This is a genomic window from Acidicapsa borealis (genome assembly GCF_059115245.1).
On the sequence record NZ_JCACNY010000001.1, the window covers coordinates 5,293,011 to 5,311,473 of the forward strand.

The 18,463-nt window shown below is 61.0% G+C and carries 18 protein-coding genes and 1 pseudogene; 11 read left to right on the top strand and 8 right to left on the bottom strand.

Going from position 1 to position 18,463, the window contains the following annotated elements; genetic code table 11:
- Window positions 1-19: 19 nt before the first annotated feature.
- The 11 genes from AC5S27_RS21530 to cmk all read left to right on the top strand — a co-directional run bounded on the left by AC5S27_RS21530 (window position 20) and on the right by cmk (window position 12,742).
- On the top strand, window positions 20-226 hold the full coding sequence (locus AC5S27_RS21530; protein ID WP_493936615.1) for a hypothetical protein: 207 nt from the start codon (window positions 20-22) through the stop codon (window positions 224-226).
- The gene (locus tag AC5S27_RS21535) at window positions 181-1,812 is read left to right on the top strand and encodes an alpha-L-fucosidase (protein WP_493936616.1); all 1,632 of its coding nucleotides are present in this window, start codon (window positions 181-183) and stop codon (window positions 1,810-1,812) included. Before AC5S27_RS21530 ends, AC5S27_RS21535 begins: the two co-directional genes overlap by 46 nt.
- Before the next feature lie 173 nt (window positions 1,813-1,985).
- A complete protein-coding gene (locus tag AC5S27_RS21540; RefSeq protein ID WP_493936617.1) occupies window positions 1,986-2,411 on the top strand; it encodes a hypothetical protein in 426 nt (141 codons plus the stop codon).
- A gap of 209 nt (window positions 2,412-2,620) precedes the next feature.
- The gene (locus AC5S27_RS21545; protein WP_493936618.1) at window positions 2,621-3,364 is read left to right on the top strand and encodes a site-2 protease family protein; all 744 of its coding nucleotides are present in this window, start codon (window positions 2,621-2,623) and stop codon (window positions 3,362-3,364) included.
- Window positions 3,365-3,461: 97 nt separating this feature from the next.
- Window positions 3,462-4,367, top strand: coding sequence for a YihY/virulence factor BrkB family protein (locus AC5S27_RS21550; protein WP_493936619.1), 906 nt, complete (start codon window positions 3,462-3,464; stop codon window positions 4,365-4,367).
- 292 nt (window positions 4,368-4,659) lie between these two features.
- The gene (pyk, locus tag AC5S27_RS21555) at window positions 4,660-6,174 is read left to right on the top strand and encodes a pyruvate kinase (RefSeq protein WP_493936620.1); all 1,515 of its coding nucleotides are present in this window, start codon (window positions 4,660-4,662) and stop codon (window positions 6,172-6,174) included.
- Between the two features lie 115 nt (window positions 6,175-6,289).
- Window positions 6,290-7,330, top strand: a complete 1,041-nt coding sequence (locus AC5S27_RS21560) for a hypothetical protein (RefSeq protein ID WP_493936621.1) — start codon at window positions 6,290-6,292, stop codon at window positions 7,328-7,330.
- An 80-nt stretch (window positions 7,331-7,410) separates the two neighbouring features.
- Window positions 7,411-7,644, top strand: a complete 234-nt coding sequence (locus tag AC5S27_RS21565) for a hypothetical protein (RefSeq protein WP_493936622.1) — start codon at window positions 7,411-7,413, stop codon at window positions 7,642-7,644.
- A gap of 255 nt (window positions 7,645-7,899) precedes the next feature.
- The gene (mutL, locus tag AC5S27_RS21570; RefSeq protein ID WP_493936623.1) at window positions 7,900-9,972 is read left to right on the top strand and encodes a DNA mismatch repair endonuclease MutL; all 2,073 of its coding nucleotides are present in this window, start codon (window positions 7,900-7,902) and stop codon (window positions 9,970-9,972) included.
- Between the two features lie 185 nt (window positions 9,973-10,157).
- Entirely contained in the window at window positions 10,158-12,002 is a 1,845-nt protein-coding gene (locus AC5S27_RS21575; RefSeq protein WP_493936624.1) for a hypothetical protein, read from the top strand.
- An 11-nt stretch (window positions 12,003-12,013) separates the two neighbouring features.
- Window positions 12,014-12,742 (top strand): (d)CMP kinase, encoded by a 729-nt coding sequence (cmk, locus tag AC5S27_RS21580; RefSeq protein WP_493936625.1) that lies wholly within the window; start codon window positions 12,014-12,016, stop codon window positions 12,740-12,742.
- A gap of 78 nt (window positions 12,743-12,820) precedes the next feature.
- Here cmk and AC5S27_RS21585 read toward each other — a convergent pair whose 3' ends face one another.
- From AC5S27_RS21585 to AC5S27_RS21620, 8 genes and pseudogenes are all read right to left on the bottom strand, one after another.
- Entirely contained in the window at window positions 12,821-14,542 is a 1,722-nt protein-coding gene (locus tag AC5S27_RS21585; RefSeq protein ID WP_493936626.1) for a DUF4097 family beta strand repeat-containing protein, read from the bottom strand.
- On the bottom strand, window positions 14,542-14,940 hold the full coding sequence (locus AC5S27_RS21590; protein WP_493936627.1) for a hypothetical protein: 399 nt from the start codon (window positions 14,938-14,940) through the stop codon (window positions 14,542-14,544). Before AC5S27_RS21590 ends, AC5S27_RS21585 begins: the two co-directional genes overlap by 1 nt.
- A complete protein-coding gene (locus AC5S27_RS21595) occupies window positions 14,937-15,671 on the bottom strand; it encodes a LiaF transmembrane domain-containing protein (protein ID WP_493937349.1) in 735 nt (244 codons plus the stop codon). The genes AC5S27_RS21590 and AC5S27_RS21595 overlap by 4 nt, the downstream gene beginning before the upstream one ends.
- 174 nt (window positions 15,672-15,845) lie before the next feature.
- A pseudogene (locus tag AC5S27_RS21600) lies at window positions 15,846-15,893 on the bottom strand (hypothetical protein); the annotation flags it as partial.
- Complete coding sequence (locus AC5S27_RS21605; protein ID WP_493936628.1) at window positions 15,881-16,879, bottom strand: hypothetical protein; 999 nt, start codon at window positions 16,877-16,879, stop codon at window positions 15,881-15,883. The pseudogene AC5S27_RS21600 and the gene AC5S27_RS21605, both read right to left, overlap by 13 nt.
- A gap of 2 nt (window positions 16,880-16,881) precedes the next feature.
- Window positions 16,882-17,715: an RNA polymerase sigma factor gene (locus tag AC5S27_RS21610; RefSeq protein ID WP_493936629.1), complete on the bottom strand. Its 834-nt coding sequence runs from the start codon at window positions 17,713-17,715 to the stop codon at window positions 16,882-16,884.
- A 103-nt stretch (window positions 17,716-17,818) separates the two neighbouring features.
- A complete protein-coding gene (locus tag AC5S27_RS21615; protein ID WP_493936630.1) occupies window positions 17,819-18,118 on the bottom strand; it encodes a type II toxin-antitoxin system RelE/ParE family toxin in 300 nt (99 codons plus the stop codon).
- Window positions 18,118-18,399 carry a ribbon-helix-helix domain-containing protein gene (locus AC5S27_RS21620; protein WP_493936631.1) on the bottom strand — a complete coding sequence of 94 codons (282 nt, stop codon included), beginning with the start codon at window positions 18,397-18,399 and terminating at the stop codon, window positions 18,118-18,120. Before AC5S27_RS21620 ends, AC5S27_RS21615 begins: the two co-directional genes overlap by 1 nt.
- Window positions 18,400-18,463: the final 64 nt, after the last annotated feature.

Below are 18,463 nucleotides of genomic sequence, written 5' to 3' on the forward strand. Positions count from 1 at the left end.
CCGCAAACTCCGGACCTGCTTGAGCGCTGAGCATGCCGGCCCGGCTACAGGTGCTGACAAAGACTTAAGCGCACAAGGCCTGCTCACCAGCGGCGCTTACGAACAGAAGCCAATGCTGCCTTCGCTGCTGTATCGTGTTTTCGACGCCCGCCATCGCCCGCAGGAGAACCCCAAAAACCTATGCGCCTACCAGTGCTTCGCGCCTTCGCCCTTTGTGTCTCCGTAGTCTTAGCCCCGATGCTGCACGCGCAGGAGTCGGCCAATCCCGAAGTCGGCTCCCTCAACCAGCCAGACCGCCTCGAATGGTTTCGCGATCAGGGCTTCGGCCTCTTCATCCACTGGAGCGTCGACAGCCAGCTCGGCGTCGTCATCAGCCACTCCCTCGTCGGCGCGTCACCGGATTACACACAGCGCTTCTTCACTGAACTGCCGCAGACCTTCAACCCCCGCCAGTTCCATCCCGAAGACTGGGCCACGCTGGCCAAACTCGCCGGCGTGCGCTACGTGATGTTCACCACCAAGCACCACTCCGGCTTTGCCATGTGGGATACCAAGACCACCCCATTCGGCATCATGAACACCCCGTTCCATCGCGACGTGACAAAAGAAGTCTTCGAAGCCTTCCGCGCGCAAGGCATCGCCACCGGTGTCTACTACTCCCCCGACGACTTCTGGTGGCTCAACCAACACAACATTCCCATCGAGCGCTATACAGAGCAGGTCGAGCCACGCAACAATCCCGCACTCATGCAGTACGACCAGGCCCAGATCCGGGAACTACTCACCCACTACGGCAAAGTCGACGCTATCTTCCTCGACGGCGAACCCAACGGCCTCCGCGAACTCGCCTGGAAGATCGACCCCAAAATCATCGTCACCCGCGGAGCCATCAAGACCCCCGAACTCACCATCCCCGGCATGCCCATCCCCGGCGCCTGGGAAACCTGCATGACCATGGGTATCGGCTGGCAGTATCAGCCGCAGAACGAAAACTACCGCTCCGGCGGCGAGCTCATCCGCATGCTCATCCAGACCCGCGCCAAGGGCGGCAACTTCCTCCTCAACGTAGGCCCCAAACCCAACGGCGAATTCCCCATCGAAGAAGAAGAACGCCTCCGCGAAATCGCCCTCTGGATGTTCGTCAACGGCGAATCCATCTACGGCGTCCGCCCCTGGGTCATCACCAACGAAGGCGACATCTGGTTCACCAAAAAGAAGGACTCCAGCGCCCTCTACGCCATCGCTGAGTCAGACAAACCCTGGCCCCGCGCCACCTGGAAAGAGTTCGTTCTCCACTCCGTCCGCGCCACGCCAAAGACAGAGATCAGCGTCCTCGGCCAGAACGACAAAGTCGTCGAATACCACCCCGAGATCACGCCCCAATCCACCTTCCATCAGGAGAAAGACGGCCTCCACATCCACGTCCTCGCCGCCCAGCGCCTGCAGGATAACTTCCGCTGGCCCAACCCCACCGTCATCAAGCTCTCGAACGTAGAGCCAGCCCTCGCCCCACCCCGGGTAGAAACCCTCAAAGCCACCCGCACCGGCAGCTCTGCCACCCTCGAAGGCAAGCTTGACGACATGGGCGACAGCACCTCACTCGAAGCCACCTTCGAGTACCGCCCCATCCAGGGCGAAGACGTCAACTCCCGCAGCTCAGCCTGGACCGCCACAAAAACCCAAACCCTCACCCAAGCCGGCCCCTTCACCGCCAAGGTAGAAAGCCTTGACCCCAAAGAAGCTTACGAATTCCGAGCAGTCATCCATCACACATTGCTCAACCTCTACGGCCAGGAACAACCCTTGAAATGATAGCTACACTATCCTTGCAGCCATCCCGTTGCTGCGAACGAGCCGTAACGCCCGGTTTAGCTCGGTTGCGAAAAATCAATTTCGTCTTCAGCCAGGGAAAGCCGCAGCATCCGGTATAGTTAGGTCGAATGTCGAGCCTGCGTGGTCGACAGCGCTCAAAAGGGAGCCGCACGATGAAGAGATTTCTACCGGTAGCGATCATGACAATGAGCTTGCTGACAGGCCTCACAACGACAAAGGCACAGCCTCCGGCGCTCGCTCAAACTCAAACCCAGGCTCCCACACAGGATGCCCCCGCCAAAGCCGACGGGATCGCCGGCAAGTGGCATTTCGTGCTCGATACGCAAGGCGGTGACCGCGAAGTAGAAGCCGAATTCACCGTCGACTCCGCCGGCAAAGTTACCGGGACCTTCGGCAAAGCTGCGGTAGCAGGAACTTTCAAGGATGGGAAATTGGAGCTCGCGTTCAACTTCACATCAGAAGAAGCTGGGACGACGGATCAGATGCAAATTGTCGGCAAACTGGACACCGCAACCCTCAGCGGAAATTGGCAATTCTCGTCCTACGACGGTTCCTTTACAGCGACGCGCCCGAAATAGCTGTTTCGATCCGCAGAGCACACCACTTTTCAGCTCGCACGAATCAGTTAGGGTCCCTGTGTGGCTTCGCATCCAGCCCGCGTAGCCGCCCACAATCGATGGCATTTCGCGGCGTTCCACTGGACGCTTACCTTCGTCTCTGCCGTCAACACCCCCGCCCAGCATGCTAATCTGACCTTTCGCACCAGGAGAAAGGGCAGGAAAAATACATGCAAGGTCCCAGCATGGAACTGGTCGTCGCCCTATACCAGTTCGCTATCCTCCTCTTTTCCATCTCCGTCCACCAGTGCGCGCAAGCCTGGATGTCCTCACGCCTCGGCGACCACACTGCCCGCCTCGAAGGCCGCATCTCCCTCAATCCCACCCAGCACATCGATCCCTTCGGCACCCTGCTCTACCCCGGACTCATGATCTTCGGCCCGCTCATCGGCTTCACCTGGTTCGGCAACGGCAGCGTCATCATGGGCTGGGGCAAACCTACCCCCATCATCACGCGCAACCTCAGGAAGATTACCCGGGACGACAACCTCATCACCCTGGCCGGGCCAACCGGCAACTTGATCCTCGTCGTCGTCGGCATGGCCCTCATCGTCGTCCTCGCCCTCGCCTTGCCGGCCATCCTGCCCGCAACCGCACCCGGTGCCACGCCTTCCGCAGAAGACAACTTCTCTCTCCTGCAATCCGTCCCCGGCGCTCTCTATCTCCTGGGCATGCTCCTCATCCGCGTCAACCTCGGCCTCATCTTCTTCAACATGCTTCCTGTTCCGCCCCTCGATGCGAGCCGCATCCTCCGCAACCTGCTCCCGTATAACGCTCTCCAGTCCTACGACTCCATCGCCCGCTACGGCGCGATCCTGATCTTCTTCCTGGGCAGCTTCCTCGTTCAGATTTTCCTTCCCCCGGCACTTACCATCGTCAACATCATCCTGGCCCTGATCATCCGCGGCCACTAGCCAATCTGCATCCCTATTCCCTATTCCCTATTCCCCGCCTTCAATTACTCTCAGTCTGATGGCAACTTCAAGGCTCAGGCACACTCGATTCGCCACCATGCGGCAGGCCATCCTGCGAGCCATCGTCCAATCCATCTCCAACGACGTACTCGACACCGCCAAAGCCACTGCCTATTCCGGCATGCTGATGCTTTTTCCCGCATTCCTCGTCGCCACCACCATCCTCGCGCTTCTTCCCACCGGTGATGGTCCCACCAACCCCCTCCTTGACGAGCTCCGCGGCGGCGCCGAACAATTCCTCCCCGCCGACACCATGTCACTGCTGCTCTCCTACTTCGAAAACCAGCGTACCTTCTCCCTCCAAGTCCTCCTCTCCGCCGCGTCCCTGTCCGTCGTCGCCGCCTGGGGCGTCATGTCCACCCTCATGGACGGCTTCCGCCGCGCCTACCGCCTCCCCGTCAACAGTTGGGGCAAATGGGAACAGCGTCTCCGCGCCTTCCTCCTGGTCCCCATTGCCCTCGTCCCGCTCTCCATCGCCACCCTCGCCGTCATCTTCGGCCACCCCATCGAAACCTGGATGGTCCGCAACTCCGAATACGAACTCCACACCGCCGTCCTCATCCTCTGGCGGCTCGCCCGCTGGACCCTCGCCGTTCTCACCAGCATGGCTGTACTCGGAGCCGTCTACCACTTCGGCACCAATAGCCACGAACGCTGGCCCCGCGTAGCCCCCGGAGCCATCACCGCGACCCTGCTCTGGTTCCCCACCACCCTCGCCTTCGGCCTCTACGTCACCAGCGTCGCCGACTACACCGTCATCTACGGCTCCCTCGGCACTGCCATCGCCACCCTGGTCTGGCTTTACCTGACCTCCTACAGCGTCCTGCTCGGCGCCCAGCTCAACGGCGTCCTCTACCGCGAACGCCGTCAGGCCGCCATCCACAACAAGGCCACACACCACCCCGAGCCCCTCCAAACCACCCTCCCCGATCCACCCATGTAGAAAGAATCAGCGCACAAGAACCCGTCGCATTCTCAAGAAAAATGTCCTCAATTCTCGCCTTGCGTAACCGCTAACTCCCCGCCGCGCGCCTCTTTCCGTAAACCCCATTCCTGTACAATTAGGCGGGCTGGTGGACGTATTTGCCCCTCGTTCATGCGTCGGTGCAACGTTTGATACCCAGCCAACCCTTCTTCCTGCCAGCTCCCCCGCGGCCAGGCCGCCGCTCGCAGGGCACTGAGAAACGAACCCGTTCCTCGCTGAACGGAACATAAGATTAGCTGGAGCCACACCGATGTCCACCAACGACCTTAGCTTTAACGACACACACCTCATGCGACGCGCCAAGATCGTCGCCACCCTGGGCCCCGCGTCAAACTCCGAAGAAACCTTCCGCCAGCTCGTCCGCGCCGGCCTCGACGTAGCCCGCCTCAACTTCTCCCATGGCACCCACGAAGACAAGCTCGCACTCATCCACATGATCCGCAAAGTATCCCGCGAAGAGCACAAGCCTCTCTGTATCCTGGCCGACCTCCAGGGCCCCAAGATCCGCACCTCCAAGCTCGTCGATCACAAAGCCGTCATGCTCGTCGCCGGCGAAAAGATCACCATCACCCCACGCGAAGTGGAAGGCACTGCCAAAGAAGTCGGAACCATCTTCAAAACCCTCGCAGAAAACGTCGAGCCCGGCTCCCGCATCCTCCTCTCCGACGGCCTCATCGAACTCCGCGTCGAAGAAGTCAACGGCGGCGACGTCACCTGCGTCATCGTCAATGGCGGCAAACTCGGCGAAAACAAGGGCATCAACCTCCCTGGAGTAGCCGTCAAAGTCCCCGCGCTTTCCGAAAAAGATGACGAAGATCTCGAATTCGCGCTCAGAGCCGGTGCCGACGCCGTAGCCGTCTCCTTCGTCCGCAGCGCCGAAGACATCACCCAGGTCCGCGAGCGTGTCGCCCACTACGGCGGAGCCACCTGGATCATCGCCAAGCTTGAAAAGCCCCAGGCCATCGACAATCTCGAAGAAATCCTCGCCGTCACCGACGGCATCATGGTTGCCCGCGGCGACCTCGGTGTCGAAGTTCCCCCCGAGAAAGTTCCCGCCCTGCAGAAGCTCATCATCCGCCGCGCCGCCGACCTCCGCAAGCCGGTCATCACCGCCACGCAGATGCTCGAGTCGATGATCGAAAACCCTCGCCCCACCCGCGCCGAAGTCTCCGACGTAGCCAACGCCATCTACGACGGCAGCGACGCCGTCATGCTCTCCGGCGAATCCGCCATGGGCGCCTACCCCGTCGAAGCCGTCCGCATGATGGCCAAGATCGTTGCCGAAGCCGAAGACAACATCGCCCTCGCCAAGGCCGAAGGCGCATACGCCACCCGCCTGCGCCACAAGACCCTCTCCGTCGCCGAAACCATCTGTGAAGCCACCGCCCACGCCGCCGAAGACCTCGACCTGCGCGGCATCGCCATCTTCACCGAAACCGGAGCCACCGCCATCAAGCTGTCCAAGTACCAGCCAGCGGCCCCCATCTACGCCTTCAGCTCGGTAGACGTAACCATCAACCGCCTCAACCTCCTCTGGGGAGTCACCCCCATCCGCTGCTCCAAGGTCCACAGCACAGAAGCAATGGTCGAGCTGGCCGAAACTCTCCTCGAACAAAACCACTACGCCCAGAACGGCGACGTAATCGCCCTCATCGCCGGCACCGGCACCAAATCTGGCAGCACCAACTTCCTCCGCCTCCACAAACTAGGCGACAGAATCCAGCACACCAGCTCAGTCCTCGAACAAGCCACCGTAGGCGTCTAACCGAAATCAGAATAAGCAGCAAAGAAGAGGCGCGGCCAAAACCCGCGCCTTTGCCTTTGCAACTCTGGTTGTCATTCCCGACGGGAATCTGCCGTTTCTCCCCAGCCCTTCGCAATTGAGGATTACCAAGCTATACTCGGCCATCATGCGCTGGCAGCCCACCCACACACGCACTCTCCTCATCCTGACCGCGCTCGCCATCGCCTCCGCCACAGCTACGCACTTCATCCGCCACCAGCCGGATACCCATCTCGTCGTCCCTATCGCCAACGAAGACCAGAGCTACGATTCATACACCATCGTTAAGCTGGCCTTCAAAGAGTTTCGCCCAGCAACCAATGGTTTCGCAGGCTCCTTCGATATCGAAATCGATCCCAATTGGGATCACATCAAGCCAGAAGACAGAAAAGCCTGGGCCAGCCAGTTCACCAACGGCTTCCTGCGCTTCAACCACTTCAAGAACGACAAAAACACAATGGACTATCAAGGCGGTGCTGACGCCGAGTTTCCCGTCGCCTTCCCGCCGATCTGGGGTGCTCTCCAAGGCAAAGGGAACTTCTCGTGGAACGGCATTCCCCAGCCCGGCCCCTTCTACTACCCCTTTGACCGCTACGTCCTCCGCGTCAATCCCGAACTTATCAGCATGAAAGCCCAGGACGACGGCATCTATCCCATCCACCCCATCAACCACATTGAAACCGACTTCTCCAACTCCAACTTCGTCCCCCAGCGCCGTCCACTCGACGTTCCCGCCAATGACCATCAGGCCGACCGCTGGGAAATCACCCTCCAGCGCCCTGCCCTTCTCCGAGTCCTCACCATCGTCGTCGGCGTCCTCCTCATCATCTGGCTCATCTACCTCATCTGGGCCGCCAAGCCCGGCGAGAACGCCGGCCAGATCGTCACCCTCTTCGTCGGCGTCTTCTCCATCCGCAGCTCCCTGCTCTCCGGAGCACCCGTTTTCCCAAGCTTCATCGACTACTGCGCCCTGGCCGTCTACCTAGCCGCAGCATTGATCGTCCTCATCAAATGGCTCGTTCCCGACAGGAACACCCAGACCTGCCCCCTCTGCAAATCCACCATCAACAGCCAGGCCACCATCTGCCCAAATTGCACCCGCCCGGTAAACGAATCGCCAGCCATCAACCCGCTGTGAAGACCGGGTAATTCTCCCTCCGTCGTACATCACCCCGTCACAATCGGTCACTACACTTGGCGCCTAAGGGGAGACAGACCATGGCCATCGAAATCGCAGAACTGGATCAACTACAAGCCAACTACAAAGCAGCCGTAGAAGAATGGATCGCCGCCATCCGTAGCGAAGAAGCGCTCGCCTCCGTCAACCATGACATCGCCGACGTCGACTCTTGGGAGCACGCCGACAACACAGAAGAAGAAGCCCGCGAAAAAGCCAAGGACGCTAAGCTCGCCTACGAGGACGGCCTCCGCGAAAAGTTCTACAACTTCTAGTCGATCGTTTTATAGCTCGTTCCAACAGTCACGAAGAGATGCAACCGGAGTCGGGCACCGTCGAAGGGCTCCGGAAGCGTCTTTTTCCGCTCGCCGATTGCGCATCGTCTTACGCGGATTGCGCAACGTGACGACAAGGATTGCGCATTGGGCGACGCCGACTGCGCAATGGCGGCGAACCATTGCGCACTCTCGCACGCTCGTCCCGTGCCAGGAACCTGTTTTCCATCGGCAGCTGCGATATCCTGACAGCTTATGGGCCGCATCCGCATCCTCTCTGACCAGGTCGCCAACCAGATCGCCGCAGGCGAAGTCGTCGACCGCCCTGCCTCCGTGGTCAAGGAACTCCTAGAAAACGCCCTCGACGCCGGAGCCACCCGCATCCGCGTAGAAATCGAAGCCGGCGGCCGTAAACTCATTCGAATCAAAGACAACGGCCACGGCATGAACCGCGACGACGCCCTCCTCGCCTTCGAGCGCCACGCGACGTCAAAGTTGCGCTCCGCCGACGACCTGCTCTCGATCGCAACCCTGGGTTTCCGCGGCGAAGCCCTCCCGTCGATCGCCTCCGTAGCCCGCGTCCTGCTAGAAACCGCAGAAAAAGAAGGAGATGCAGGAGCGCAACCTGGAACGAGGCTCGAAATCGCAGGCGGCAAAATCCTCCGCGTAGAAGACGCCGCCCTCCCCGCCGGCACCTCCATCGCCATCCAGGACCTCTTCTTCAACACCCCCGCGCGCCGCAAATTCCTCCGCGCCGAGTCCACCGAACTCTCCCACGTCGTAGCCCTCGTAACTCACTACGCCCTTGTCCACCCCGAAAAGCACTTCGAACTGCTGTCAGCCACCCACACCCTGCTCCAAGCCCCGCCGGTGGCGCGGCCAGCCGAGCGCATCTACCAGATTTTTGGCGCGGACACCCTCGCCCAGCTGCTGCCTGTAGCCGCGGAAGCCCCCATCGACCGAGCCGGTCTGCCCGAGCCGCCACCCTGGAAACAAGATCCCGACGAGCCCAAGCGCGACCCGGGCCATCTGCGTATCAGCGGCTTCTATTCCAAGCCAGAGCTGCAAAAACTCAATCGCAACTCCATCTATATCTTTGTCAACAAGCGCCTTATCCGCGACCGGCTACTGCTGCACGCCATCAGCGAGGCATACCGCAATATCATTCCGCCCACCAGTTTCCCGGTCGTTCTGCTCTTTCTCGAAATGCCTCCGGAGGAAGTAGACGTCAACGTCCACCCCGCCAAGACCGAAGTCCGCTTCCGCCAGCAGAGCCTCATCCACGACTTCGTCCGCGACAGCCTCCGCGCCGCCCTGGTAGCCTCGCGACCCGTCGCCGGCTTCCTCGCCGCCCTCGACAACGCCGCCGTAGCCACACCGTCGCTCATCCCCGCTCCGTCCTCTCGCCTCCCGGAGCAGCAAGAGGGCACGCCAGTAAACGCCGAGCCCGACTCCGAAGGCATGTATCCCGCCGCCGAATCCTTCCAGCTCACGGCTCCCGTTCCCACGCCGGAGCCCGGCAATCTCCCGTTCCTTCCGCACGAGAGCGGCAACCGCTTTGACCCGCAACAGCAGATCTGGCAGACCGCAGCAGCCGCTTTGCTCGGCCCAGCGAATGGGACGCAGCTTCCATCCTGCGACGACACCACTGGTCCAGCACCAGAAGACCCAGCCCAGACCGCGCAAATCACAGCAAACATTGAGCTGAAGCGCGAGCAAGCCAACCTAAACGGCCTCGCCACTCTCCGCCCGTTAGGCCAGCTCCGCGACTCCTTCATCCTGGCCGTCAACGACGACGGCCTCTGGATCATCGACCAGCACGTCGCCCACGAGCGCGTCCTCTTCGAAAAAATCCTCGCCAGCCGCGACGTGGAAGCCATCCAGCGCCAGCGGCTGCTGATGCCCTTGCTGGTCGAGCTCCAGCCCTGGCAGATGGCCGTCTTCGCCGACATCGCCGACGAGCTCGATCGCAACGGCTTTGAAGCCGAGCCCTTCGGCCCACGCACCCTCGCCGTCAAAGCCGCCCCGGTCGGACTCGAAGGCAAGGAGCTAGAACGCATGCTCACGGAAGTAATTGAGCAAACGGGGGGAGCAAATTCCGACGCCACCGCCCGCCGCCAGGACCTTGCCACCCTGCGCGGAAGGATCGCCGCATCCATCGCCTGCCACTCCGCGATCAAGGTAAACACACCACTGGAATCCCAAAAAATGGATTGGTTACTAAAAGAATTATCAAAAACTGAACATCCGACCAGTTGTCCGCATGGCAGACCAATCGCTTTGAGGTATTCTTGGAAAGAGATCCAGCGGGCCTTTCAGCGAATCTAGATTCGCCGGAGGGTGGCAATTCGACTCCCAAGGGAGAGGATTAGCCCGGCAAGAACGCCAGACCGTCCGCGCTGTCTGCCTCACCCAAGCCCGGCTTTTCTCCGAATCCCCTGCGGAGAACTGATTTCACCGGATGCTGGTTCGGGGCGGTTTACAGTGCGCGCGGTTCAGCCTGGAAATGAGGTATGTCTTTGACAGCAGAGCAGTTGGAAGCAGCGCGCGCCGAAAGGATGCGCCAAAACGGACACGGGGCAGTAACCATCGAGGATGTCCGCACCTGGATCGAGGAGACGGGACTTTGTATCTTCCTGCCTCGTTCCGCGCAAGCAGGATTCACCGCTCCCACCTTTGTCGAGGCCGTAGCTGGCCAGAGAACCACCGAACCCACGCTCGAATTGATTGCAACCGCAGAATCTTTGCTGGTACGGCTTGAGGCCGACGGCGTAGCTGTGCGCCTCAATCTTTCCGGACAGCCGGGCGATCAGCCGGATTACGTCGTGGCCGGATGGGTGCTTCCCTACATTTATGCTCTCCGCGGAGACCGCGACTGGCGCCGTTCGCCCCAGTTGACCGGCTCCCGCCAGGTTTCCCAGCTCGCCGTTCAGACCGCCAAGCAGCTCGACACGGCTAATTTGAACGCCGCTCAGATTCGCGACCTCCTCGGCCGCGAAGTCACCGAGACCGCCGTCCTTCGCGCTCTCCACGAGCTCTGGAAACAGCTCCGCATCATTCCCGTCGTTCCCGAAGTGGGCGTGCCCGCTCTCTGGCAGCCGCTGCGTCAGCGCTTCCAGAAGGCAATCGCCGAAGGCGCCTCGACCTCTCAGGTCACCGCCATCTCGGTTCTCGCGTCCATCTACCTGCAGGCCGTCATCGCCGCCTCCATGGAAGACGTTGAGATGTTCCTCTCGCCGCTCACCTCGCGCAGCAAGATTCGCGAAGTCGTCCGCGGCCTGGCTGCCACTCGGCAGGTCCACAGCACCACGATGGGCCACTCGCCGATGTTCTACGTTGCCGGCACACTGCCCGAATTCCCGGCAGTGCCCAGCTTCCAGCTCAGCACCAGCTTCCCGCCGTACCGCGGCTCCTCCTACCTCGGCACCGACCCGGACCAGTCGCACGACGACGATTTCGAGCCTTCCGGTTACGCTGCCCGATACTCATCGAGCTACTCGGCACAACAGTCCGCGAAGCAGACTGAAAGCGAACCGGTTACCGTGTCCCTTTCGGCTGACTCGTTTACAGAGCCCGTCTTTGCCTCCGATGCCATCGCTGAACCTGTAGCCGAAGTCGCAGCGCTGTCGGCAGACGAAGCCAAAGCGCTTCGCCGCAAACAGCCTCTGGTTGCCCGGCCCGACCGGCCAAGCACGCCCCGACCGGCCGCAACCCGGCCAGCAGCGGTCCGCATCACGGCGCAGCCTGCAGCCAAAGCAGCCGCTCCCCGGCCCCGGACGGCAGCCGCTGCCCATCCCCGCGAGCGTAGCCATGCTCCAGCCGGATCCCGAAGTGGTTCACGCAGTGCCGCAGGGAATGGCGCAACGAGCAGCAACGGCTCGGCACGGCGCAGTTCAGCATCCGGCAGCCGCAACGGCAGCTTCGGCAATGGCAACGGCCACGCCAAGCCAGCAACCAGCGGAAGCCGGAATGGAAGCTCTTCGACAGCACGTCCCAGGCCAACTGGCCGCACCGACGCTCGTCCAGCCAATGGCGGCTCTGCCCGTCCTGCGAACGGATTCAAATCCGGACCAGCCACCACCAACGGCACTCGCACCAACGGGCACAGCACCAAGAGTCCGAACGGAACCGGTAACGGTTCCAGCCGCAAGCCGGCAACGGTGAGCGCCGCCAAGCGTTACAGCTTCAGTGGTCAGGCCAAGCAGGCTCCCAAGCCCGCTGCCGCTCGCACTGGTTCTGCGCAGACCAGCAAGGCGAAGCCAGCTGCCGCAGGCCGCACGTCTGCCCGTCCCGCTGCTGCCTCCAGCCGGCCTTCGTCCTCGTCTTCGCGCGCAACGGAAGCCAAACGTCGCGGATGATCGCCGAACCAATGACAGCTGCTGCACACGATCATCCCTCCGAAAATCCCAACGTCCGCCGGGCCATCATCGCCATCGATGGCCCGGCAGGCGCGGGGAAAAGCACCATCGCCCGCCATCTAGCCCGCTTCTTCGGCCTGCTCAATCTCGAAACCGGAGCTATGTACCGCGCCTTCGCTTTCAAAGCGATAAATGCCGGAATCGGCCTCGATGACCTCCCTTTGCTGATCAAGCTCTCAAACGAAACCACCATTCAACTGGAACCGACCGAGGCCGGGAACCGCGTCATCCTCGACGGCGCCGACGTGACCGGACAGCTTCGCAACCAGACAGTTACAGACGCAGCTTCCCGCGTGAGCGTGCATCCAGAAATTCGCAGTTGGATGGTACGCCTGCAGCAGGAACTTGGCGCTGACGGCGGTGTGGTCATGGAAGGCCGAGACATCGGCACCGTTGTCTTCCCCCACGCCGACGTAAAGATCTTCCTCGACGCCGCGCCGGAAGTTCGCGGCCTGCGCCGCTACGACCAGATGGGCGCCAAGGGCGACACCGAATCAACTCAACCCGAGGAGGTCGTCCGCGAACTGCGCCAGCGCGACGAACGCGACCGCAACCGGGCCGACTCGCCGCTCCGTGCCGCCGACGACGCGATCCTGCTCGACTCGACCCACATGACCCTCGACGAAGTCGTTGCCAAGGCAGAAGCCATCGTGGAAGCGAGACTGGCCGCCAAAGCCTGAACCTCTGCCATGATCCAAGAAAAACGCCACAGACTTCTTTCCAAGTCTGTGGCGTTTCCTGTTGCGATTAAGGTTGATTTACTGATTCTCCACCTTGGGCGCGTCCCCTGACTTAGGAGTCAGATGTGGCTCCGTACCAGGTTTCGGGGTTTTCGGCGCAGAAGGGAGCTTTCCGGCGACCTTGGGCGACACCGGTACTTTGGGAACAGCAGGCACCGGAGGTACAGCACCGAAATCCTCACCCTTGCGAATGCGGATATCCTTCTGATCCGTCACCAGCGTGACCCGCGGACCGCCCTTGCCAATGTTGCCCGTAGCGGTCTTGTTGTCTTCACCGCTGATCAATAGCGGGAAGTCGGAGTCGATATCGCCGTTGTGCGTCCGGGCATCGATCGTTGCTGCAGCACTCTTCGGCAGCGAGATCTCGATATCGCCTTTCTGGTTCTTGACATCGACCTCGTACGATCCAGCCATGCCCAACTCGACCAGCGCATCCTTGTCCTGGATCCGCGTGTCGCCGTAGACCTCGGTCATCTCGATATCCTTGGAGCGGCTGCAGATCACCCGTACCGGTCCAACCACCTGGCTGGCGTGCAGCGAATCACTATCCAGGGTCATGTTGCCGGGCAGTCGCGCAAATTCCAGATCCGTCCGCGACGAGTGGAAGTGCACCACCTGGTCAACGCGCTCCAGATGCGTGTCGCCCACGTAGTCGCCCTCCATCGTGACCTTGCCGTGAATGTCCGAAAGCGTCAGGCTCCCGCCGTTGCCTTCGATCGTCACATCGCCGGTGATGTCATGCGCGGCGAAGTCCTTGTGTCCGGACAACCGCACATGCACGTTGCCATGAATGTCGGTCGTCTGCAGGTCGCCCTGGTTGGAATCCACATCGACGTTGCCGTTCAGCCCCGAGACGGTAACGCCGCCCTTCTGTGCCCTCAGGTTCAAAGAGACAGTACGTGGCACCGTGATATTCAGGTTGGTGCGTCCGTTGGAACTGCCGTCCACCTTGACGAGCACGGCGTTCCCGCTGACGGTCACCTGCGGCCGCCGGGCGTCGAACACCTTCTTCGCCTCCGCATCCGAATTGACATACGCCAACTGCTGAGCGTGAACCATGATCTCCGGCGAATCGCTCGTGATGATGTTGATATCCCCACGGGGATTCTGGATTTCGACCGCCGCATTGGCCGGAATCGCCGAGGTCAGCGTTGGCTGGTCGATCTCATGCCTGTCCCCAAGGAAGCTGGACATGTCATCGTCGTCATCGACATGGGAACGCAGCCAGCTCGCCCCGTGATGCCATCCGTCTGCGCTCAGGCCGATAAAGATAATCAAAATCACCAGCCAGATATAGCCGCCGTAACGGCGCGCCGGCGGATTTTCTCGCCGCAGATCGAGCAGCCACTCACCCAGTGCAACGACGCCAAGACCGATCAGCAGCAGCGGCCACCAGTGCTCGATGAAGTTCCAGAAGATATCCGAGTTGAGCTTGCCGGTGATCAGCAGCAGGGCCATGATGCCCACGGTGATCAGGATCAGCGGCCCCACAATGGAAGGCGTCCGGTTCGCCCGGGCCTGCGCGCGAAGTACGTCACGCTGAGCACGCCATGCGTCCCGCTGTGCCCGCCAGGCTGCGCGGTTCTGGTCTTTCTGGTAGCGCCAGTAGTCCTTGGGGTTCATCCCGTAAGGAACGCCATAGGGTGGTGCCCCAGGCGGCGTTCCGGGCGGTACTCCAGGAGGCGAGCCAGGTGGACGGCCGGGAGGCATTCCGCCCGGAGGTGGAGGTGTCGTAGCCATTAGCGTCCCTCCTCTTCCGTTTCGCCGCTGGGTTTGCCTACGTTCAGACGAATGCGCAGATTGGCCTCATCGTGTGATGGAACAATCGAGGTCGAGGGAGCAGCGGATGTTGCAGGGGACCCTGCATAACCTCCCGCCGGTGGCGGATAACCGCCTGTCGGCTGGCCTTGATATCCAATCGGGTAGCCAGCCGGGTAGCCGGGATACGGATTTTCCGGAGGCGGCTGCGAAGCCAGTGATGCCCGCTCAGCCAGCGCAAGCACGCCTAGAAGAATCAGATAGAGCGGCCACGCCTGGCTCCACTCCAGCTTGTCGAAGTTCACCAGCAGTGCAATCACGCCGGTAAGGAGCAGCAGTGCCGGCCAGCGAAGGCGGCTGATCATCAGATAGCGGTTCATTTGGAACCTCCTTGGTTGTCACCAATACGACGAATGATGAAGAACACTCCCAGCCCGATCAGCACAATTGGCCAGGCGAAGTGAACGAACGGAGCGAAGAAAGACGCCCGCTTCAGCAGCAGAATCACGCCCAGTGCAATCAGCACAATCGCCCAGACCGGCTCCCTGCGACGCCACCCGAACGGAGCCACCGGCGGCACAGGAGGAATGTAACCAGGCGGATAGGCACCCGGATAATTCGGGTCAGGATTCGGGTTCGGATATTCTCCCGTGTACGGCTCCGCGTAAAACGGCTGAGGCGGTACATAACCCGGATAACTGCCTGAGAAGCCGCCGGGAGGCACGCCCCAGTTACCCTGCGCCGCACCGGGCTGAGCAGGAGGTACCTGACCGGTAGCTGGATCGACCCCGGCAACCGGCTGGCCCGGAGCAGCCGGCAGAGGGGGGGTGCCGCGGAAGCTGTGGCTGAGCCAGTTCCCCAACTCATTCAGGCCGAACGGATCGGGCAGCGGCAAACCATCGCGCCGTGCCTTGGCCGTGTGATACGCCTCAAAAGACTGGTAGAACACCCACCCAGCGATGAAGAGCCCGAAGATGCCGGAGTAGTCGGTAAGCGACACCAGCACCGCGAAGATCACGACATGGATCAGCCCCTTGAACAGCTGCCCGTTGTACATCGCGCCCACGCCAGGGATGATCCCCAGTACGGCTGCAGCATTGGGGTTCGGCATACCCGGAGGCGGCATCGTAAATCCCTGCGGAGGAGCCTGCCAATATGGCTGGCCTGGAATCGAGCCAGGAATGGGGCCCGGGCCCGCAGCAACCGTGGCAAAACACGGTTCGCAGAAAACCTGCCCGCTGGGAGTACTACGTACGCAATTCGCGCAGAGGGCTTTGCCGCAGTTCTGGCAATACGCTTGAACAACCGCATCAGGATGATTTACGCAAGGCATTGTGAGCTCCGTTCCGGTACTGCCATCACGGTCGACTTCAGCTGGTTCGCCCGGTCAGATGTAGCCTGACCCAAACCAGATGCCTCGTTGAGTGAAGGTATCCCCTTAATCGTGTTGACTGATTCAAGTGCACCGAGCTCTTCCTTGCTTGGTGCGGTTGGGCGGGCCGTCAACTGGGAATCCGCCTCCAGAGCGTCGCCTCTCCACAGAGATGTCGCTGGACTGACCGTCTGCATCGGAGCTTCGTTCGGATTGAGCAGGGGATTCAACTCTGACCCGCCATCCTTCTTGTGCGTTTCTCCCTCGCCGCCACTACCGCTATTCGTGGTCGGCTTGCTCTTCGGCTGCGCTTCCTCCTCACTGGAGCGCTGCATTTCCTTCACCCGGGATTCAACTTCATACACGAACCGGAGGTGGTCGTAGTAGCGAATAATCGGTGTCGAAGCAGTCATGATGCGCCGCTCGACCACCGACCGCACCGCTGCCGGCCGCAGATCGGATAGCTTGATCGGGCTGAAGCGGACTCCGGTCAGGCTCAGTGTAAGAGCGATCGAGAAGAAAGCCATCGCCGCCGTCATCATCAACCGCGGCTCAGCAAACCGCCGCATCCGCCCCATAAAGCCTGGCCGCTGCCATACCGGAGCCATCGGAATCACGTTGCCGACAGCAGGTCCGCCGGCAATCACCAGCTTGGCCGGATCGAACTTGCTCAGATCCAGCTTGCCGTGGCCAGTCTCGGTCAGGATGCGGTCCATCAGATAGGCCGGAACTTCCGGCTCGGGAGCCAGGAATTCCAACCACTCCCGGCCCCTCCGCGCTTCCTCAAACATCGCCGCGCACGGAATACAAGTGGCCATGTGGCTGGAGAAAGTGTCCTCATCCTCCGGCCGCAACAGCCCATCCAGCGCATCCGCCAGCAACGTTTCCCACTGCCCGCACGCCGGCGAGTTAGGAAAGTTCGCTCGAATTGGATCACGCTCCACCATGACTACATCACCTCCCTTTTGTTACGTTCCAGCAACCGCGCAAGTTCCGCGCGGCCCCGGCTTATTCTCGACTTCACAGTGCCCTCAGGAATGTTCAGGACCTGGGCAATCTCTTTGTAATCCATATCTTGCAGGTCGCGCAGGATAACCGCCTCACGCAGTTCCGGCGACACCTGGGCAAGAGCATTTTGGACCATCTTTTCTAGTTCGCGGCGCGTTGCCTGGTCATGCTGCGTCGGCCCGGTAGCTTCCAGCCGGTCAAGAGGTATGCCCGGCCGAAGCTCACCCGCTTGGTCCCAGCCCTCATCAAGGGAACCGGTAGCGCGCAGATTCTTTGAACGCCGGAAGTGGTCCACCAGCAGATTCCGCGTCAGCGTCGTGATCCAGACCTGAAGCGAGCCGCGCTCGGTATCGAAGCTCTTGAGGTTGGCATAAATCTTGAGGAAGACGTCCTGGGTCAAATCCTCAGCGTCCGAGCCGGAGCCGGTAAAGCGATAGCAGAGGGCATAAACGCGGCGGTGGTGCGCACGGACAAGTTCGGTCCACGCAGGCGACTCACCGGACAAGCACCGGCGAACCACGTCCGACCAATCCGGTTCTGCCTGCGCTCCCGCTCCCAAATTACCCGTGCTCCCTAACCCTGCTTGTCCCGTAACGTTGGTTGGCCCGGTGTGCTGCGCCCCAATTGGCCTTGCGCCACCCAGTTGCCCGCCATCGGACTGGAGCGCCAGCGTCCGTTCCCGGGAAGCAACAGGGAGTTTCCCTATCCTCGCATCCGCAGGCGCGGGAACCATCTTCCCCGCATCGAACCAGCTTATTGTAACGGCGCATCCCATACATCTCTGTACGGAGGGTGTATGCACTTGGTTCCGTAACCCGGCAAAGGAAGTGCTGCGCAATAATTAAGCCGACGGGCTCATCTCAGAGAGTGAAAGGCATTTAGCTTGTCGTGTCTTCCAACATGCCGGCGATGTCGCGATTACCCTGTAGCACTCTTTCAATCCTGACCGTATTCTGGCGAATGCGAAATAGGATTAGGTAGTTGCCCACAGGCGCTACTCGCGCTTCGTCACCAAGTTCAGGCCGCAATCGATAAATCTCAGGCCGCTTGGCAATCTCCTTGATGCGCGCGCGCAACATTCGCAGCGTTCGCACGGCATGTCGCGGACTGTCCTGCGCAATGTACTCAGCAATTTCTTCAAGATCGCCCGGCACGAGCGGAGAGAAACGAAGGCGCATTACTTACCCGCTATCTCGGCCACTTTGTCATATTTGCGCTCCAACTCATCGAAGACCGCATCGGCGTCAAGCCCATCAGAAGAATCGGAAACAGCCTCCCGCCATCGCTGCCGCAGGTCGCCCATGCTCTGCTCCCGCAGCTTCCGCTTGTGCGTCCAATCACGCAGGGCATCTCGCACAACTTCGCTGTTCGACGAATAATCTCCAATCTCAACCGCCTGGCGCACGATCGCGGCCATCTCGGCGGGGAGAGCAATGCTAAGCTTTTCAATGGTAGGCATTAGGTCGACCTCAGTATGAATAAATACTACTCGTGATCGCCAGACTTCCGCTGCAAAAACGAGG